Consider the following 18,395-nt stretch of genomic DNA (forward strand, 5'->3'; position numbering starts at 1 on the left):
CGGCAACAGCAGCAGTCCCAATATTTTTGGTTTGAGACCGGTTTTCATGGAGTGGGCTTTCTATAGAAGAGACCTGCTGAGATGGTGCTGCACGGTTAGGGCAGCGGGTTAGGGGCCAAAGACCAAGGTCAGGACAGGCCGGCGGGTGGATGAAGCTTCTTTGGTGTAGAACCAGGCGTTGTCCGAGCCGACGCTGGTGATGCCCAGGTCCACGGACTGGGACAGCATGGCCGTCACAGCCGCCGGATCCAGATCAACGGTGTACGGCGTGTTGGAAGCAACGGGGGACAGAGTGCCCAGTACCGCGGAGCCGAGGGCCGGCCGGGTGTTGTAGGTAGTTCCCGTTTCCGTCCAGCTGCCCGTCACTCCCTGAACCGTGTGCTGGTCAAGCGATCCGCCGAAGGATTCCGAGGTTGTGTAGAGCCGCAGCGTGGCCGATAGCAGCCGCATTCCGGCGGGTACTTCGGTGCCCGCGTCGAACCTCAGGTAGGAGGTGTACGCCAGGCTGCCGCGGGAGGCCATGGATACAGCGGTCCCGTTGACCCCGTTGGGTGCGCCCTGGTTTACATAGGTGTCGGCTGCGGGTGTCAGGGACAGGGTTACAGGATCAGCCGGAGGAGGGCCGGCAACGGTGGCTTTCGTCTCGTCTGAAGCCTCTCCGGCGTTCCCTGCCTCGTCAATGGCGACTACCCGGTAGTAGTAGGTGCCCGGTGCCAGCTCTGGATCGTTGAAGGAGAGAGCTGACTCTGAGGTGGTGGTGAGCAGGCTGCTGTCCGACGGGGTGAAGCCTTCGGTCACTGACCGGTGGATCCGGTACCCGGTGACGCCAACGTTGTCGGTGGCGGCATTCCAGGACAGAGTGGCGGCGGTTCCGCTGACGGCGGCCGAGACTCCGGCTACCCGGCTCGGCGCCGTGGTGTCCGCCGGTTCGGGTTCCGGCTCCGGCTCGCTGAGGGTTCCGCCGCCGGCGATGAAGTGTTCCGTCACCTGGCCAGCACTCAGGGCTGTGGGGTAGGCGGAGAACTCATCAATGGCCCCGGCGAAGTAGTTGGGGACGCCCCGGCCCGGGAACCCGGGGAAGGACGGGTTCGCCGCACCGGGGAGAGTGTCTCCGCCCACCCGCCACGAGCCGACATAGGTTTGTGCCGCAGCCGTCTGGCCGGTCCCCGCAACCCTGCCGTCCACATACAGGGTGGACCCTGCCGGTGTTTGCGTGACGACGGCGTGATGCCAGGCATTGTTGTTGAAGGTTTCAGCGGTGGTGACGGCGACCCTCTCGTTGGCGTCATTGAGGACCGCGTAGACGAGGGTGCCTGCTGCTGTCATGTACAGGTGGCGGTCCACGGTTCCGGTGCTGTTCCGGGAGTTCTTGCGGTCGGGCTGCCCGGAGGCAAAGCCCATGATCTCGCCGCCGTTCACGGAATCGGTTTTGAACCAAACCTCGGCGCTGAAGGTAGTGGGAGCCGCATAGCGCTGCTGACCGGAGACCTGGTCGTCAACGCCGTCAAACAGGCCTGCGGTGCTGCCGGGAACGGCGCCTTCGGTGCCGGCCACGAGCGGACCGCCAAAGGCGATGCCGCGGTTGTTGCCCGGGGAGCTGTCCGCCGGTGCGGTTGCCCGGCTGTCATCCAGCCGCCAGTAGGTGCTGGCCCCGTCGTCGAGGACAACCTTCGGGTAGGCCTGCGTGCTGCGGGCAGTAGTGACGGAGACCTGGCCGGAAAGCGCGCTGGTGTTGGTTCCGTCGCTTGCCTGCACCCGATAGCTGTAAGCGGTTCCCGGGGTTGCCGTGCGGTCGGTGAAGGAGAGCTGCGGGGTGTCGAACCACGTGGAGTTCCCGGATACGGTTCCCAGAGCCGTGGAGCTGCCGTTGCGGTACACACTGTAGGTCAGCCCGGAGTCGTCATTGTCCACGCCCTGCGTCCAGCGGATCTGGTTTTGTCCCGTGGCCAGGCTCACTGCACTAACGTTTGCCGGGGTTCCCGGAGCGGCAGAGGCGGGGCCCGGACCGAAACGGGTCAAGCCCTGCTGCGCAGTGCCGTTCGTGGTGGTGAATTCACCCGCTACCCACAGCACGTCGCCGCTGCCTTCGGAGGTAACGGCGAGTGCCCGCGGGCCCAGGCCCTCGCCCTGGCCGTCATTGGTGTCGGGGCTCCAGCCCAGGAACGGGTAAGGATTGTTGATGTCCTGCGCGGAGAGGTGCTTGCGGACGCCGTCCGCAAATCCGTTCATCCCGGAGCAATCATGCACGTGGTGGCCGGAGTACAGCACATCCTTGTACGGCAGCACGGCCTGAGTGGCGCCCTGGCAGGTGTCTTTCCAGATCTGTTCGTAGTTGTCGCTCAGGGAAAGCCTGGCACGGCCGTCAAAGGAGCGGCTGCCCATGCCTTCGCCGGCCACGTAGAAGCTGGTGCCGTCGCTGGTGATGTCCTTGACGACAGCACTGGTGGGGATGTAGTCGGCGGGCGCGTAGGCGCGCACGGTGCCGCCCGCTGCGTTGTCCACCACCGCCATCGCGCGGGACTCGGCACCGTTGACGGTGCTGAAATCACCTGCCAGCAGGACTACGCTGCGTCCCTCCGGCACGTCCAGGGCGCGGCCGACGCCGTCGGCCGCAGGTGCCCAGGGCAAGAGATTGCCGGTGGTTCCCACAGCGGCGAACCTGCTGCGGGAAGTGCCGTTGACGGTGGTGAAGTCGCCTCCGATGTACACGGCGTCCGATGTGGCGGCAATGGTGCGGACCGTGTTGTTGACCGTGCCGGGACGGAAAGTGGTGTCCACTGTGCAGCCGGGCAGGTTAATGGCGGCAAGGCGGTTGGCCGTGACGCCATTAACCGTGGTGAAGCTGCCGCCCACATACAGTTTGCTGCCGTCGGGGGAAACGTCCATGGCTCGCACGGTGGTGCCGGTACCCCCGGTGAAGGACAGGGCACAGGAGGTGGGGCTGCCGGTATAGGCGTCAAAGGCTGCGAAGTTCACGGCGGACCGGGACTGGCTGCTGCCGGCGGCGGTCCCCGGCGGACGAACCTGCGTGAAGGTTCCGCCTACGTACATGACGCCGTTCGCTTCAGCCATGGCCCAGGCGATGCCGTTGGTCTGCCAGGTGGGAAGCGCAACGGCAGAGAAGGCTACGCCCGGCGACAGCGCCGAGGCGGGAGAAGCGGCGAGGCCAATGAGGGCCGCTGCGGCAAGGCCGGCAGCCGAACACATCGCCGCAATTTTTTTATGCACGGCTATAACCACCTATTAACTGGGGACAGGCCCGCGGCCCGAAACTGTGTGGAAGCGTATCGCCGCCCGGGACCGTGTCCCACGGTGGCCTTTACTCGAGTTCAGCGGCTGGTTACCCGCCCGTAGTCTTGCGCTACCCGATGTTCTGCCGCGCGCTACTTGAATAGTCCCAAATCGCTTTACTGCTCACGGGACTGCACCCACTATGGACACGTATTTGAGTGGCTGACAGGTTGAAGCGGCAGACAAGCGGGGGTTGGAAACATGGCGGTACGGATTGGTTATGCCTCTGGTGCCTATGACCTTTTCCATATCGGCCACCTGAACCTGCTCAAACATGCCCGCAGCCAGTGCGACTACTTGATTGCCGGCGTCGCCTCACCGGAAATGACGATGCGGCTGAAAGGCACCACGCCTGTGATTCCGCTTGCGGAGCGGCTGGAAATTGTGCGCAGCGTGCGGTTTGTGGACGCAGTGGTGGTGGATACCCACCTGAACAAGGCGGACACCTGGCGGGAAGTCGGGTTCAATGTCTTTTTCAAGGGTGATGACTGGAAAGGCACCGAGAAGGGCGAGCGCCTGGAACGGGACATGGCCAGGATAGGAGTGGAAGTTGTCTACTTCCCGTACACAGTGAGCACCTCCTCTACGGTCCTCCGCCGGGCACTGACCCTGCTTGACGGAGGGCGTGCCCCGGACACCGCACTCGAGGCATGAAAGCTGCTCAACCGTTCGAGCCGATGACGCCTCGAACCGGGCCCGGACTGTCCCGGCGCACCCTGCTGGCTCTTGGGGCCGTCGGCGTAGCCGGGGCGGCCTTAGCCGGATGCACTGCCAGGGTAAACGCTGACCAGAACGCCGACGCCACGCAGGAACCCGCTCCCGCCCACACCATCGACTCGATGCTTGCCTCGGCACCGTTCCTGGTGGCGCACCGCGGCTCCTGGGACAACTGGCCGGAGCACACCATGACGGCGTACCGGGAATCGGTCAACGCCGGAGCCGTGGCCCTGGAGATCTCCGTCTGTGCCACCAGCGACGGCAAGCTGGTGTGCCACCATGACCTGAACACCGAACGCACCACGGGCACCAAGCTGGTGATCAAGGATTCCACTTACGCCCAGTTGTCCGAGTTGAGGGTGGACGCGCGGGCATGGCTGGGCCCGCAGGCGGAACCTGAGGAGATGCCCCTGCTCAAAGACGTGCTGGATGCCTTCGCCGGCACGCACGTGCTGTTCATCGAAGACAAGCAGGGGACCAACGCCAAGGCGCTGCTGGACCTGATGGACAAGTATCCGGACTCCCGCAGCCGCCTCATCTGGAAACAGTCGGCCGAGGCCGCGCAGATTGCGGCCGTGTCCAAACGCGGTTATACAAGTTGGGGTTATTTCACCACCAAGCAGCTGGACCTGGTCCCCGAGCTCGCTGATCAGTTCACGATGCTGGGCGTGCACCATTCGGCCTCCGATGAGGACATAGCTGCCATGGTGGCCACCGGAAAGCCCGTCATCTGCTGGGAGGTGCACACCCGTGTGCTGCGGGACCGCCTGGTGAAACTGGGCGTGTCGGGCCAGATGGCAGCGAACCTTCCCTATCTTGCCTCCGACGTGCCGGCGGCCACCACAGACAGTTTCGCGGACGGAGTGCGTGCTGCGGGTGACCTGCCCTGGGCTGTGGGTGCGGGCTGGGATATGCAGCCGAAGCTGAGCGCCCCGTCAGGAACTCTGCTGATGGTTGCCGCCGCCAACAGCAGTTACCGGATGGGCTCCATGAGCCCGGTGACCCGTGAGGTCTACAGCATCCAATTCGAGATGCGCTGGCCCAACACCCTCCCCGCAGACAGCACCCTGCACGCCGGAATGGCGTTTGGACAGGAAGATGATCGCCCTTACCGGGTGCTCATCCCCAGCGAAGTGGGAGGTTATCACCTGGTCATCCGTCCCACCGGTGAAATGTCGCTGTTGCTGCGCAGCCCGGGTGAGCCCGGCGGCCTGCGCCTGAGTTCCCAGGACACGGAGCCGGTGAAGGCAGGGAGCTGGATGTCCTTCAAGATTGACATTGCCCCGGACAGCATCCGGTATTCGCGCCTTGACGGCGCAGGCTGGTCCGGCCTCGCCTCGGACCGCAAGTACCGCGGCGGCTACTTCAGTCTGTGCCGCAACTATCCCGAGGATGCCCCCGTGGAATTCCGAAGCATCAAGGTGGTCTAGCGGCGGATCACACCACGGCGCCGGGAAGCGAGCAGCCTCACCGCTGCCACAGCGCCGGCACCCAGCAGGGCACCGCAGGAGTTCAACAGCACATCTCGGGCATCGCCCTGCCGGCCTGAGAGGTACAGATCCTGGAACCCCTCCACCCCGGTGGTAAGCGCCGCGCACATGAGGACCGCCAGCCACCATCGGCGCAGCGGGAGCAACGCCGCGGCCAGCATGCCCAGCGGGATGTAGAGCAGCACATTGGCCAGGGCCTCCACCGCCCGGTAATCCACCCAGCCGGGCAGCCCGTGCGCCTGCAGCCGTCTGAGCAGCCGCAGAACGGTTCCGTACAGCTCCCGGTCGACCGGCACCGGCCACAGCAGAACAGCACCCATGCCGGCAAGGACGACGACGGCGGCCGCCAGGAGGACGACGTGCCGCCATCTGGGTTTTCGGCTACCCACAGAGGCAGCCTGGAAGAGGTTCAGGCGTCAATTATCGGCGCCCCTGCTCGTTGTGGGCGGCAATCTGGGCGGGGGTCAGCACCGTGGGGTAGATCGCGAATTCATCAATGGCACCCCTGAAATGCCGGCTGGTCGGCGCGCTGGGCCAGCTGGAGGGAATCGTGTCCCCGCCGATCCGCCAGGAGCCAAGAGAGACGGTGTTCGCTGACACCGTGTTGGCGGCAACCTGCACGCCGTCGACGTACAACGTCATGCCGCCCGGGCCCTGCGTGGCCACCACATGGTGCCACGCGTTGTCGTTGTAGCTGGCGGGGGAGGTCACCACCACCCGGGACCCGGTCCAGACGCCGAAGACGAGCTTGCCGGCGTCGCTCATGTACACGTGACGGTCATAAACGCTGCTGTAGCCGAGGAAGGTGTTGTTGCGGCGGGGCTGCGCGTTCCCGAACCCCAGGATCTTTCCGCCCGAAGTGGTGTCGGTCTTGAACCACGCTTCGGCGCTGAAGACGGTGGGGGCGTTGATGCGCTGCTGGCCGAAAACCATGTCATCAACGCCGTCAAAGACGGCCGCACGGTTGCTGTCGCTGCGCAGGGCCGAAGCGGTTCCGGCAATGCCGGCACCAAGGTTGGGCAGGCCCATTTTGTCCCCGTCGGAGGAATCGGCGGCCGCCGCCTGGGAGTCGCCCAGCCGCCAATAGGTGGTGGCGCCGTCGGACCGCACCATGGTGGGATACGGGGCCGCTGAACCTGCGGTGGTGATCTGCGTCTGAGCGGACAGCGGACCGGTGCGCCCACTGGGATCACTGGCCTGCACCCGGTAGGTGTAGGTGGTGCCCGGCACCGCGGTGGTGTCGGTGAAGGAAGCCTGGGGCAGGTCCCACCAGCGCGATGACGAGCCCACGGTTGCCAGCGGGGTGGCCGAGCCGTTGCGGTAGACGCGGTAGGCGAGCTCGGAATCGTCGGGGTCGGAGGCGGACTGCCACCGGACGGTGTTCTGGCCGGAGGCCCGGGACTCGGCACTGACAAACTGCGGCGTACCCGGTCCGGCGCCGCCCGGCCCGGGGCCGAACCGGGCCAGGCTCTGCTGCCCGGTGCCGTTGACGGTGGTGAATTCCCCGCCGGTCCAGAGGATGTCCGTGCCGTTGCCTGCGGTGGTGTGGGCCAGCGTGCGCGGGCCGATGCCTTCGCCCTGGCCGTCGTTGGTGACGGGATTCCACTGATGCATGAGTGAGGGATTGTTGATGTTCTGTGCGGTAAGGTGCACCCGCGGGCCGTCAGGAAAGCCGTTCATGCTGCTGCAGTCGTGGGCGTGGTTCGCCGAGTACAGGGTGGAGGCATACACGGAGACCGCCTGCGTGGCCCCAAGGCAGGTGTCCCGCCAGATCTGGTTGTAGGTGTTCAGGTCCAGCCGGGCCCGGCCGTCAAACACGCCCCCGCCGGTGCCCTCGTTGCCGATGTAGAAACTGGTGGCATCGGAGTCAATGGACTTCACCACCGAGGTGCGCGGAATAAACAGGTTGGGGTAGGTGCGGATGTTGGTTCCGGCGGCGGTGTCCAGGACGGCCAGGGCCTTGGAATCGGCGCCGTTCATGGTGTTGAAGTCACCGCCGGCCAGCACCACGTTCCGTCCGGCCGGAACATGCAGCGCCCGCACGGGCTCGTCTGCGGACGGTGCCCACGGCAGCAGGGCTCCGGTGGTGCTGACGGCTGCCAGCCGCTCACGTGTTGAGCCGCCTACACTGCGGAGGTCCCCGCCGAAGTACACGGCGGAATCGGTTGCTTCGATGGCGCGGACCGTGGCGGACACGGCGGCAGGCCTGAAGCTGGTGTTCACGGTGCAGCCGGGCAGGTTAATGGCGGCAATCCGGGTGGTGTTGACGCCGTTGACTGTCCCGAAGCTGCCGCCGATGTACAGGGTACGGCCGTCGGGGGAAACATCCATGGCCCGTACCGTGGCGCTGCCGCCGGTCACGGACAGGGAACAGTTGACGGGGCTGCCGGTATAGGCGTCAAAGGCGGCAAAGTTCACCGCGCTTCGCGTTCCGGCACCGCCGGCTGCCACCCTGGGCGGACGGATGGCGGTGAAGGTGCCCCCGGCATAGACCACGCCGTTGGATTCGGCCATGGCCCAGACAATGCCGTTGGTCTGCCAGGTGGGCAGATCGGTGGCGGCGAACGCCACCCCCGGCGAGAGGGCGGCCGACGGCGGGGCCAGACCAATCAGTGAGGCTGCCGCGAGCAGCATTCCGGACAAAACAGCCGCAAGTTTTTTATGCATCGTGTTCTCCCGCCTGTGTGCCCCCAGCACCACGTGTGTGCCCCAGCGGCACCTGCGGGTGCAGAGAGCGCCCGCTAAGGAAAGGTTTAGCCCCTGCGGCGGGGGGAGAGCATGAGTAGGGGTTACTTGTCTTCCGCCGGCCTCCACTCAGCCCGGTGCCCGCCCGCCAACTAAGGCCCTGCTCACGTGCGCTCGCGGACGTGCAGTGGGATGATTAGCACAGACTTGTGTGGCGTAATGCAGATTGCCCGCGCACACCGACGGCCAGCCAAGGAGTTTTCCCCGTGCCTGTGGTTTCCACCCCTGATACCCTCAAGCCCGCACCGGAGCTGATGGACAATGCCGAGGTCCTGCGCATCCGCAATGACTTCCCCATCCTGAACCAGGAGGTCAACGGCCACCCGCTGGTCTACCTGGACTCCGGCGCCACCTCGCAGAACCCGCTCAGCGTCATTGAGGCTGAGCAGGAGTTCTACGAACAGCGCAACTCCGCCGTGCACCGCGGCGCGCACACCCTCGCCGTGGCCGCCACCGATGTGTACGAGGACGCCCGCGCCAAGGTGGCCGCGTTCATCAACGCCCGGCCCAACGAGGTTGTCTGGACCTCCAACGCCACCGAGGCGCTGAACCTGGTGGCCTATGCCTTCTCCAACGCCGCCGCCGGCCGCGGCGGAGAGGCCGCCCGCCGCTTCGCGCTGGGTGAAGGGGACGACATTGTCGTCACTGAAATGGAGCACCACGCCAACCTGATTCCCTGGCAGGAGCTGGCCGCCCGCACCGGGGCAACGCTGAAATTCATTCCGGTGGACGACGACGGCGCGCTGCGGCTGGAGGAGGCCGAGCGGCTGATCACCGGGCGCACCAAAATCGTGGCGTTCACGCACGCCTCCAACGTGCTCGGCACCATCAACCCGGTGGAAACCCTGGTGAGCCTCGCGCACAACGCGGGAGCGCTCGTCGTCCTTGATGCCTGCCAGTCCGTGCCGCACCTGCCCGTGGACGTGAAGGCGCTGGACGTGGATTTCGCCGCGTTCTCCGGGCACAAAATGCTGGGCCCCACCGGCATCGGCGCCCTGTACGGCAAGGCGGAGCTGCTCAACGCGATGCCCCCGTTTTTGACCGGCGGCTCCATGATCACCACGGTGACCATGGAAAAGGCCGAGTACCTGCCGGCGCCGCAGCGCTTTGAGGCCGGCACGCAGCGCATTTCCCAGGCCATGGCGCTGGGCACCGCCGTGGATTACCTGCGCGAGACCGGCATGGAACGCATCCATGCCTGGGAAACCGCGCTGGGCTCCCGGCTGGTCGAGGGTCTGGAAGCCATCGAGGGCATCCGCGTGCTCGGCCCCCGCGCCGGCGTGGAGCGGATTGGGCTGGCGGCGTTCGACGTCGACGGCGTCCACTCCCATGACGTGGGCCAGTTCCTGGATGACCAGGGCATTGCCGTGCGGGTGGGCCACCACTGCGCGCAGCCGCTGCACCGCCGGCTGGGCCTGGTGTCCACCACCCGCGCCAGCACCTACCTGTACAACACCACCGACGACGTCGACGCGTTCCTCAACGCGGTGGCCGGCGTGCGTCCGTTCTTTGGAGTGAAGTAAATGAGCGCCGAGCTGCAGCAGCTGTACCAGCAGATCATCCTGGACCATGCCAAGGCCCGGCACGGCGCCGGCCTGGCGGAGGTGCCGGCCGGCGCGAAGTCGGGGGAGAGCCACCAGCTCAACCCCACCTGCGGTGATGAGATCACGCTGCGCGCGGTGATGGGCGCCGGAGCGGAGAACGACGGCGGCTCCGCAGTCCAGGGCATCAGCTGGGAGGGGCAGGGGTGCTCCATTTCCATGGCGTCGGCCTCGGTCCTCACCGATCTTGCGGCCGGAATGCCCCGGGATGAAGTCATGGATCTGGTGGAGAACTTCCGCGAGGTGATGCGCTCCCGCGGCACCGTGGAAGCCGATGAAGAGGTGCTGGGCGACGCCGCTGCCTTCTCCGGCGTCTCCCGCTACCCGGCGCGGGTCAAGTGCGCCATGCTCGCCTGGGTGGCCCTCGAGGAAGCGCTGCTGGCCGCCAACTGACGCTAGGCTCAGCGCTATGACAAGAGCATTCTCCGGGGGACGGTTCTGATGGGCATCTTTGGGCGCAAACGTGCCGCCAAGGCCGAGGCTGCTGCCGCCGTGGAGGCCTGGACGGCGGAGGTATCGGCCGCCCTGCCCGCCGCGCAGGTATCAGCGGAGAGCTGGACGCCGCCCTTCGGCCGGGGCCTGACGGCCACCAGCTACACGGTGACCGTCCCCGGCAGCCGCAGCCAGCTTGCCGCCGTCGTAGGCCGGCTGGCCGCGCAGATCGAGGCGCTGGGGGAGGCCGACACCCTGCACCTGCAGATCACCGGGGCCGAAGCCCCCGGCACGGTGTCCCCGCCGCTGGTGTCTTCCACGCTGGTGCTGTCCGGGCAAAAGCGCAGCCGCAACTGGATGCAGACGCTCCTGCGCACGTATGATTCCCTGGCTGCACGGTTTCCGGGGACGTCCGTTCTGATCGGCGGGCTGAACAACCGCTGCACGCTCCTGGACGTGGCGCGCGCAGACGCCGTCAATACCGGCCGGGAACTGATCTCCTGGTGGCAGGAGCAGCGCGCCGGGGAACCGGAACCGGGAGCACTGTCCGGGGTGTCGCTGGAAATCGGCGGCGGCCCCGATGACCCGGAGATCAGCTACACCGTGGATCTGACGCCGCCGGAGGACCTGGACGAGCTCGACGACGAGGACGAGGACACCGGAGGTGCCGTAAACGCCGTGGGCGCCATGGGTGCCGGAACGGCGGAGGCCCCTCGGCAGCAGATCAGGCGGGCCGCGGCCGCGTGGACCGCGGGTCTGGATGACCTGGACGCCGCCACCCGGCTGACGGTCCGCCCGGGCCATGCGCTCGAGTTCAGCTTCCGGCTGCCGTCCTTCGAACCGCACCTCGCGGTTGTGGAGCGGGACACCGGCGTGTGGAACGAGAAGGAGGCTGCCGCCGTCGCCGCCGAGATCCGGCTGCGCTACCCGGCCTCAGGCATCAGGATCTAGTCAACGTTCTTGATGCCGCGCAGCTAGGAACGCCGGAGGCGGGTGCGGCCGAGGAGGATCATCAGGTTGGCCAGGAATGCCATCCGTGCCCTAAGGATGGCGGGCAGGCCGCGGACCTTGTCCGGGGTCACGTTGTCGCTGTGCAGCCGGTGCAGCACGGTGTCCTCCTCCAGGTAGCGGATGCTGCCGGCAAGGTTGCCGGCCATGGCCAGCCACTGGTCGTGGGACTCGCGCATGTACCCGGGGAAGGGCAGTGCCTGATTCAGGAACTCGGCCCGCATCGCCATGGCGCAGCCCCAGTGCAGCCTGTAGCCCACCACAATGCCCAGGACGTTGGCGGCGTGACGTCTTGAGTCGGCCGCCCGGAGCCGGATCTGATGGAACCGTCCCGGGGGAGCGCCGAAATGCCGGCAGTTGGACACCACCACCAGGTCCTCCTCCAGCGCCTTGAGCATCCGGTCCACCCGGCCCGGGAGCCAGATGTCGTCCTGGTCGGAGAGGAAGAGGAAGTCACCCGTGGCTTCGCCCAGCGCCCGCTCGAAGGTCTTTACCTGGCCCAGGTTCTGCTCGTTGTGCAGCAGCCGGATCCGCGGGTCGGCCAGTTCCCTCACTACGGTGCCCGTGCCGTCGGAGGAGCAGTCATCCACCACAATCACTTCATCGCTGTCCCCGAGTTCAGGCAGGATGGAGCGCAGCTGCTCTTCGATGTAGGCGGCGCCGTTGTACGCCGCCAGGCAAACGCTGATCCGAACGTCATCTTGCATGGGGGAGTCCAGCCCTTCTGCCGGCCTGCGCTGCGGTGATGCAGCGCCGAATGGGGATTGGCAGGAGCCTACCGCGGCGGGAGAATCAGCGGAACGGCTCGCTCCGCTTCATCAGCCCATGTGCACGTAGGCCAGGGTGCGAAAGCGGGTACGAACCACCGTTTCGGGGGTCCGGGCGGGGTCGTAGGTTCGAACACATGGACACGCTTGAGCCCACCATGGAATGGCGCCGGAAGCTACCGGCGCACCCGGCGTGAGTGGCTGACGCTGGCAGGATTGGCACTGCTGGTAATGGTCACCACGGTGATGGTGGCAGCGGCATTTGGTCGCTGAACCCCGAGAAGAAACTCGAGTTTACGCGGCCTTAGTCAGTGTGTCCGGTGAAACCAAACTTTCCTCGGCGTCTGGAACGGTCTGTTCTGATTCGAGCGCCGGGCGGTTTCGGCGCCGCGCAGAATTGACCGTGATGAGCCCGCTGAGCATGCCCACAAACCCGATCAGGGCCCAGATGATCATGCCGGTGCTGGCGAAGATACCCGAAATTGCCAGTGCTGAGACTGATGCTGCTGAAAGCAAGAAAATTCCCCCAGGAATTTGGTGTTGTACATAAGGCTGTTGCGCTCTAACCGGTTTCGTTTGGCACGGCGAGCAGGTCGATCATAGCAGGGGTTTAGCAGTGCAGGTAGAGGTTAAAGCAAGTGTGCTGCAGGACCAAAGTCTTCGGTCTGCAGCACACCACCGTGGTCTCCTTGAATACCCAGATTATGGGCGGCCCATGCCTTTAAAGTTCCAGCCTGCTTCGCGCCAAGCGGCAGGATCCAGAACATTGCGTCCGTCAACAATGTTCTTTTCCGTAACCATTGCACCAACGGTCCGGGGGTCCAAGGCGCGGTATTCTTTCCACTCGGTGAGGAGGACCAATGCGTGGGCGCGCTCAATGGCATTCTCTGTAATGGGTTCGTAGCCCAGCTCCGGAAAGCGTCCCTTGGCGTTAGTCAGTGCCTCAGGATCGGTCACCGTGACAGTGGCACCCTGCAGCTGCATCTGTGCTGCAGCACTGAGCGCAGGGGAGTCACGGACATCGTCGCTGTCCGGCTTGAACGCAGCGCCCAGGATAGTGACGCGCTTGCCCATCAGGGAGCCTCCGCAGATATCGCGGGTCATTTCCACCACGCGGGTGCGGCGGCGCATATTGATGGTGTCCACTTCCCGAAGGAACGTCAGCGCCTGGTCGGCGCCGAGTTCGCCGGCGCGTGCCATGAAGGCACGGATGTCCTTGGGCAGGCAGCCGCCGCCAAAGCCGACGCCGGCGTTCAGGAACTTGCGGCCGATGCGGTCATCCATGCCGATGGCGTCAGCCAGGGCAGTGACATCCGCTCCCGCAGCATCGCAGACCTCGGCCATGGCATTGATGAAGCTGATTTTAGTGGCCAGGAAAGAGTTGGCTGCGGTCTTGACCAGTTCTGCAGTGGCATAGTCCATGACCAGACGCGGGGTGCCGGTGGAGAGGGGAGTGGCGTACACCTCGTCGAGTGCAGCGACGGCGGCTGTGCCGGGATCGCCGGCCGGCACACCGTAGACAAAACGGTCCGGCGTCAGGGTGTCCTGCACTGCATGGCCTTCCCTGAGGAACTCAGGATTCCAGACCAGGATTGCTTCCGGGGCACTCTCCTGCAGGTCCTCGGCGAGGCGGGCGGCGGTGCCAACGGGCACGGTGGACTTTCCCACCACCACGTTGCCGGGCTTCAGGTACGGAGCCAGAGAAGAGAACGCTGCATCCACAAATCGGAGATCGGCAGCATATTCACCCTTGCGCTGCGGCGTACCGACGCAGACAAAATGGACATCGGCTCCGGCCGCGTCGGCCATCTCTGTGCTGAAGCTCAGCCGTCCTGATGCAATGGACTCTGTGAGCAATTCCGGCAGACCCGGTTCAAAGAACGGTGCCCTGCCGGAGGTGAGTTCGCTGATTTTCGCCTGATCAACGTCAATTCCCACAACGTCGTGTCCGAGCTTTGCCATGGAGGCAGCGTGGACCGCTCCCAGATAGCCGCAGCCTATGACAGATATACGCACTGTTCCCCTAAAGAGTTCAAAATCAATTAAATGTGTCGGCGACTTAGGGGTATGAGACCGCAACATCACCGTGGCACTGAGAAAGATCGGGAGGGCAGAAACCAATTGGTTTCCGCCCTCCCTGGTATTGCAGTAAAGCTCAATTAAGCATTCTTGCGGCGCGCAACCGCTACAGAAGCAAGGCCAGCACCTACTGCTACGATGCCTGCGGCGCCCCAGAGGAGCATCGCCGAATCGGCACCGGTGTCTGCAAGGCCCTCGTCGTTGTCAGAACCACCGTTGCCGGCACCTTCGGCGAAGGAGGGATCGACGGAAACAACAGCGGTGACAACCTTGCCCGACTCCAGACCGGTAGCTGTCAGAGTGTAAGTTCCAGCCTCACCCAAGGTGACAGCGGTACTGAATCCACCCTGAGCGTCAGCGTTGGTGGTGAAGGTGTTGACCAGTTCGGCCAGGATGATCACGCCGTTGACACCTGTACCGGGAACTACTACAGGTGCGTTGTCGTAATCGACGTCAACGCGGATAGCTTCACCGGGGATAAAGCCGGTTCCGCTGAAGGTGACCGTGGCACCGGGGGCAACCGTTGCGTCGCTGACGCCGCCGGGAGCGGGAGCCGGGTAGTTCTCGACGGCATTGGCGGCGCCGGCGCCGAAGAAGGCGAGTGATCCAGCGAGGACCAGAGCAGATGCGGTTTTTTTCATATGAGACTCCCCATGCAATTGATAAAAGACTGTCTTGGAACTGATTGGTCCGGTCCCCATCAAGAACTCATGAAAACCAACCGAAAGTAGATTCTAAAGTCTGTCCGTGCCTGCCCCGAGAGTCCCGGACGTACTTTTCACGCTACTAATGTCAGTGGAACTAACCCCACGGTAACAGCTACTGCAGCGAGTTCCAAGCCGCATATGGTATGTAATCCAATGTTCACAGAACTACGGACAGCTTTTCCGCGCGAACGGAACGACTACGTCTGCAAGTGATTGAAGTGTGGGAGTCACAGTTAGATCCGGGTCGGAGTCCTGAACAACTTTTGAGAAAATGACGTCGAGGGTCTTCGTCTCTCCGGGGGCCAGTTCAAGAGAAACAGATCCCACCGGTCTGGACCCGTGCTGGCCGGGACTCACTGGTATCGGGCGCCCATCAAGTGAGGCATTCTCAACAAAAGCCTGTGATGGGCCATAGACGACGTAGTTTGTTCGAATTTTCCCAGGGTCGACTCCAAAGACCCCGCCGCCGGTGACGTAGCGGGGAAGAGCGGTCGAAGCATCGCTCGGAGCGTTGTTTGTCGCGGTAATACGGACCGTATATGTACCATACTCATCTGCAGAGCATTCGTTGATGAGTTGGATGCTGCGTGTCGAATAAAAGTCCATTTTGGCGCCGGTGCCATCATTGAAATAGACACCGAAAGCAGTCCCCCCGGAGCTCGAGCCGACGACAGAACCGTGCAGAGGAGTAGAAGCGATGAGCTTCTGCTCGGCAGGATCACTTGACCACAGGTACAAACGATTTTCTCGGGTACTTGAACCTATGGCTTTTACCATTTGTGCTCCATCGCCCTGACCGTCTGCAAAGGCAGAAAACACGCGCCCTGCGACGGCTGCGAAGTAAGCATCTTGTGCTTCAGGGTCCTCAATCTCTCTGTAAACGTTGGATAGAAGCGTGGGGAGTACGTTGTTTTGAGTGAGGGTGGCGGGGAGATCTGTATCCCGGATCAGAGCCAGCGTTTGAGCATCGGTTAACTCGAGCGGCCCGGTCGTCTCTAGTAGGTGACTCAGTACGACGGCATCCATCGCCAAGACGCCGTCCAAAATCTGGGCGGGGTAGCGTTCTTCCCACATTTGCTTCGCTGTCTGGGCTGCGGTTGGGAAGTCTGGAGTCAGATTGACGTTTTGCATTTGTGTACCTAGACGACCGCTAAACAGAGAAATTTGCTCTGGGTCGACATCTATCATTGGATTGAATACGCCGAGTTCGACTGCGCTGGATTGTTCACCCAAGCGAATTCGGCCATCCTCTGTGTGGAGAATCGCGAGGGCTCCGGGAATCCCTCCTGTAGCCCTAGTTTCAGCGCTATTCTGAACAAGAATCAAGTAATCTCGTGGTCCGTCGGTCCCAAGCAACCCGGGTAGGAGCTCTGCGACCCAGGACACGGTGTCTAACACCTTTGTGAAGTCCTCGAGCTGCTCCGTGGCATCGCGCACCGGTTGGGCGATCTGTGGAATAAGTCGTGACAAATCGAGCGAAGCCATCCGTTGGTGTGACATGTGCACTGCGGTGGCGGCAGCTAATAAATGCGGCGATGACTTCTGTAGCGGGCTGAGGTCGAAGCGCCCGTCCGTCGGCGAAAGTTTCTTCAGATCTAGCGAATCAATTTGGCTCACTAGGGGTCCTGCGGCATGAACCGCTAGGTCATCGGCGGCCACCGCAACTTCAGCCACCGCCTTAAAGTTCTCCCCAATGGCCGGAATATAGGTGGCACTCTGCCATAGCGGCCCAGTAGTGATGTTGCGAGCAGCAGAGGTCTTTGTCTGGATCGCTTCTACGGTTTTTCCCGCTGACTCGAGGTCGCCAGCCTGCAGCTCGCCCCGTAACTGTGACACTGAGCCCATCGAGCTCTCAAGATGACTCTGCACCGAAGATACTTGTGTGCTCAGAACAATACCTGCGCAGAACGTGGCCAACACTAGTCCCAAGACTCCGATCGAGATCCTGAACGTGAGCCGTCGGCGGCGTTCACGGCTCAAGCGCATCCGGGAGCTATTAGGATTTTGGTGGGGCGGTAACCCCTTCTTGGAATGAATCATATTTGCGCTTTCCGAAGCAGGAAGAATTGACAAGTGAACGCTAGTAGGCTCCTTGCCGGGCCATCACTGCTCGGAACGTCTTAAGCAGGATTGCGATGTCCCCGGCAACGGACCAGTTCTCGACATAGTAGAGATCGAGTCGAACTGTATCGTCCCAAGACAACAGCGAGCGTCCACTTACCTGCCAAAGCCCTGTTAGCCCTGGGCGCACCATGAGGCGGCGATGAACATGGCTTTGATAAAGCTCGACTTCCGATGGAAGAGGGGGGCGCGGCCCAACTAGGCTCATAGTTCCGTTCAACACGTTGAACAACTGTGGCAACTCATCCAAACTGAAACGTCTTAAAAAACTACCGGCTCTCGTTATACGGGGGTCTGCTTTCAGTTTAAACATGACCCCATTTCCTTCACTCTGAGCGCGTAAGGCATCGAGGCGTTCCTCAGCATCCACAACCATGGACCGGAACTTGAACATTTTAAAGTGCGTTCCGCGTGCACCAACTCTTTCTTGAGTGAAAAGTACAGGTCCTGGTGAATCCATTCGCACTACCGTAGCCACGGCAAGCAGTACCGGGGCAAGTACTGCGACCAAAATTCCAGCACCTGCCAAGTCGAATGTTCGTTTTAAAATCCGTTGACCACTTCCTAGATTAGGTGTGGAAACATGAATCAACGGCAGACCGGCGACAGGCTGTGTATGGATTCTTGGACCCGCGATGTCAGTCAGCGCAGGAGCCATGATCATGTTTACCCGCATTTCGGCCAGTGCCCATCCCAGTTCTCTAATTACGCGGGGAGGGAGTGGGACGCCACTGGAAAGAGCAACCGCATCGGGACGCACGATCGATATGGCATCGGTAATGGCGGAAACAGTCGGTTCATGGCCGAAATTGGGCAAATCTAAATCGCCCGCAATTGAGGTACCCATCGCAGCACCCGGAAGATATGTACCAATTGGGCGGTACCCCGCCATAGGTTGGCTACGTAGGGCGCGGGCGAGATGTTCGACGCCATGTGCGCCACCTATGAGTAGGACGGTAGAACTGCTTCGACCATCACGTCGCTGACTTCTCAGGTAACTACGGACTAGGATCCTCGCGACAATCAGGGATGCTAAACCCGCTGGCAACGCTAGGGCGACGTATCCGCGGGCTGTGTCAAGCTGGAACACGTAGGACACGGTTGCTGTCAGCCCGAAAAGCCAGAATGAAGCACTGAGAATACGCTTAAACTCCTCAGTTCCATATCCCAATATGGTGGTTTCACGGCTTCCCCAAAAACCAAGCATCATCCACCAAATCCCAGCCATTACAACTGTTACTACCACGTAACGTTCGCCATCCGTGGTAATAAGTTCATGACCGCGAGGGGTACCAAACCTCAAGACTAGTGCGCCTGACATTGCCCATAACACCGCGGCGGCGTCGGCCAACTCCAAAATGCGCCTTTGGCGCCGCCGCCAATCGGCAGACAGCCTGGTCTTCAAGCTGGCATCCCCCTCTACCGCGCCGGACACTG

Annotated in this window: 15 protein-coding genes; 6 read left to right on the forward strand and 9 right to left on the reverse strand. The window is 63.2% G+C overall.

Annotation, left to right across the window (positions count from 1 at the left end):
* Positions 1-108: 108 nt before the first annotated feature.
* Positions 109-3,228: a DNRLRE domain-containing protein gene (locus tag QMA10_RS06095; RefSeq protein WP_290166941.1), complete on the reverse strand. Its 3,120-nt coding sequence runs from the start codon at positions 3,226-3,228 to the stop codon at positions 109-111.
* A 264-nt stretch (positions 3,229-3,492) separates the two neighbouring features.
* On the opposite strand from QMA10_RS06095, the gene QMA10_RS06100 reads away from it, so the two are divergent.
* Together QMA10_RS06100 and QMA10_RS06105 are read left to right on the forward strand one after the other, a co-directional pair.
* Complete coding sequence (locus QMA10_RS06100) at positions 3,493-3,945, forward strand: adenylyltransferase/cytidyltransferase family protein (RefSeq protein WP_290166942.1); 453 nt, start codon at positions 3,493-3,495, stop codon at positions 3,943-3,945.
* A 23-nt stretch (positions 3,946-3,968) separates the two neighbouring features.
* Positions 3,969-5,438: a glycerophosphodiester phosphodiesterase family protein gene (locus QMA10_RS06105; protein WP_290166943.1), complete on the forward strand. Its 1,470-nt coding sequence runs from the start codon at positions 3,969-3,971 to the stop codon at positions 5,436-5,438.
* On the opposite strand, the gene QMA10_RS06110 is transcribed toward QMA10_RS06105, so the two are convergent.
* Positions 5,435-5,887 carry a VanZ family protein gene (locus QMA10_RS06110; RefSeq protein WP_290166944.1) on the reverse strand — a complete coding sequence of 151 codons (453 nt, stop codon included), beginning with the start codon at positions 5,885-5,887 and terminating at the stop codon, positions 5,435-5,437. The two genes, QMA10_RS06105 and QMA10_RS06110, sit on opposite strands and share 4 nt — an antisense overlap.
* 31 nt (positions 5,888-5,918) lie before the next feature.
* Positions 5,919-8,165, reverse strand: a complete 2,247-nt coding sequence (locus tag QMA10_RS06115) for a LamG-like jellyroll fold domain-containing protein (protein WP_290166945.1) — start codon at positions 8,163-8,165, stop codon at positions 5,919-5,921.
* Between the two features lie 284 nt (positions 8,166-8,449).
* Here QMA10_RS06115 and QMA10_RS06120 point away from each other — a divergent pair, with 284 nt between their 5' ends.
* From QMA10_RS06120 to QMA10_RS06130, 3 genes are read left to right on the forward strand one after another with little or no spacing between them, the layout of a single operon-like run.
* The gene (locus tag QMA10_RS06120; RefSeq protein ID WP_290166946.1) at positions 8,450-9,766 is read left to right on the forward strand and encodes a cysteine desulfurase; all 1,317 of its coding nucleotides are present in this window, start codon (positions 8,450-8,452) and stop codon (positions 9,764-9,766) included.
* Positions 9,767-10,237 (forward strand): Fe-S cluster assembly sulfur transfer protein SufU, encoded by a 471-nt coding sequence (gene sufU, locus QMA10_RS06125; protein ID WP_290166947.1) that lies wholly within the window; start codon positions 9,767-9,769, stop codon positions 10,235-10,237.
* A gap of 48 nt (positions 10,238-10,285) precedes the next feature.
* Positions 10,286-11,227 carry a hypothetical protein gene (locus QMA10_RS06130; protein ID WP_290166948.1) on the forward strand — a complete coding sequence of 314 codons (942 nt, stop codon included), beginning with the start codon at positions 10,286-10,288 and terminating at the stop codon, positions 11,225-11,227.
* A 23-nt stretch (positions 11,228-11,250) separates the two neighbouring features.
* Here the strand turns inward: QMA10_RS06130 and QMA10_RS06135 are convergent, their stop codons facing one another.
* Positions 11,251-11,991: a glycosyltransferase gene (locus tag QMA10_RS06135; RefSeq protein ID WP_290166949.1), complete on the reverse strand. Its 741-nt coding sequence runs from the start codon at positions 11,989-11,991 to the stop codon at positions 11,251-11,253.
* 207 nt (positions 11,992-12,198) lie between these two features.
* On the opposite strand from QMA10_RS06135, the gene QMA10_RS06140 reads away from it, so the two are divergent.
* Positions 12,199-12,324 (forward strand): hypothetical protein, encoded by a 126-nt coding sequence (locus QMA10_RS06140; RefSeq protein WP_290166950.1) that lies wholly within the window; start codon positions 12,199-12,201, stop codon positions 12,322-12,324.
* Between the two features lie 21 nt (positions 12,325-12,345).
* Here QMA10_RS06140 and QMA10_RS06145 read toward each other — a convergent pair whose 3' ends face one another.
* From QMA10_RS06145 to QMA10_RS06165, 5 genes are all read right to left on the reverse strand, one after another.
* Positions 12,346-12,567, reverse strand: coding sequence for a hypothetical protein (locus QMA10_RS06145; RefSeq protein ID WP_290166951.1), 222 nt, complete (start codon positions 12,565-12,567; stop codon positions 12,346-12,348).
* Positions 12,568-12,753: 186 nt separating this feature from the next.
* Positions 12,754-14,067 (reverse strand): UDP-glucose/GDP-mannose dehydrogenase family protein, encoded by a 1,314-nt coding sequence (locus tag QMA10_RS06150; protein ID WP_290166952.1) that lies wholly within the window; start codon positions 14,065-14,067, stop codon positions 12,754-12,756.
* A gap of 143 nt (positions 14,068-14,210) precedes the next feature.
* Complete coding sequence (locus QMA10_RS06155) at positions 14,211-14,771, reverse strand: peptidase (RefSeq protein ID WP_290166953.1); 561 nt, start codon at positions 14,769-14,771, stop codon at positions 14,211-14,213.
* A gap of 231 nt (positions 14,772-15,002) precedes the next feature.
* Positions 15,003-16,757 carry a DUF4012 domain-containing protein gene (locus tag QMA10_RS06160; RefSeq protein ID WP_290166954.1) on the reverse strand — a complete coding sequence of 585 codons (1,755 nt, stop codon included), beginning with the start codon at positions 16,755-16,757 and terminating at the stop codon, positions 15,003-15,005.
* Between the two features lie 160 nt (positions 16,758-16,917).
* Positions 16,918-18,393, reverse strand: a complete 1,476-nt coding sequence (locus tag QMA10_RS06165) for a sugar transferase (RefSeq protein ID WP_356833962.1) — start codon at positions 18,391-18,393, stop codon at positions 16,918-16,920.
* Between the last annotated feature and the right edge of the window lie 2 nt (positions 18,394-18,395).

Origin of the sequence: Arthrobacter sp. APC 3897 (genome assembly GCF_030407495.1) — a bacterium.
GTDB lineage: Bacteria > Actinomycetota > Actinomycetes > Actinomycetales > Micrococcaceae > Arthrobacter_B.

Excerpts from the sequence above, each read along its gene's own strand:
- QMA10_RS06115 (WP_290166945.1), bottom strand. The coding sequence starts at position 8,165 with ATGCATAAAAAACTTGCGGCTGTTTTGTCCGGAATGCTGCTCGCGGCA.
- QMA10_RS06135 (WP_290166949.1), bottom strand. The coding sequence starts at position 11,991 with ATGCAAGATGACGTTCGGATCAGCGTTTGCCTGGCGGCGTACAACGGC.
- QMA10_RS06130 (WP_290166948.1), top strand. The coding sequence starts at position 10,286 with ATGGGCATCTTTGGGCGCAAACGTGCCGCCAAGGCCGAGGCTGCTGCC.
- QMA10_RS06100 (WP_290166942.1), top strand. The coding sequence starts at position 3,493 with ATGGCGGTACGGATTGGTTATGCCTCTGGTGCCTATGACCTTTTCCAT.
- QMA10_RS06155 (WP_290166953.1), bottom strand. The coding sequence starts at position 14,771 with ATGAAAAAAACCGCATCTGCTCTGGTCCTCGCTGGATCACTCGCCTTC.
- sufU (WP_290166947.1), top strand. The coding sequence starts at position 9,767 with ATGAGCGCCGAGCTGCAGCAGCTGTACCAGCAGATCATCCTGGACCAT.
- QMA10_RS06105 (WP_290166943.1), top strand. The coding sequence starts at position 3,969 with ATGACGCCTCGAACCGGGCCCGGACTGTCCCGGCGCACCCTGCTGGCT.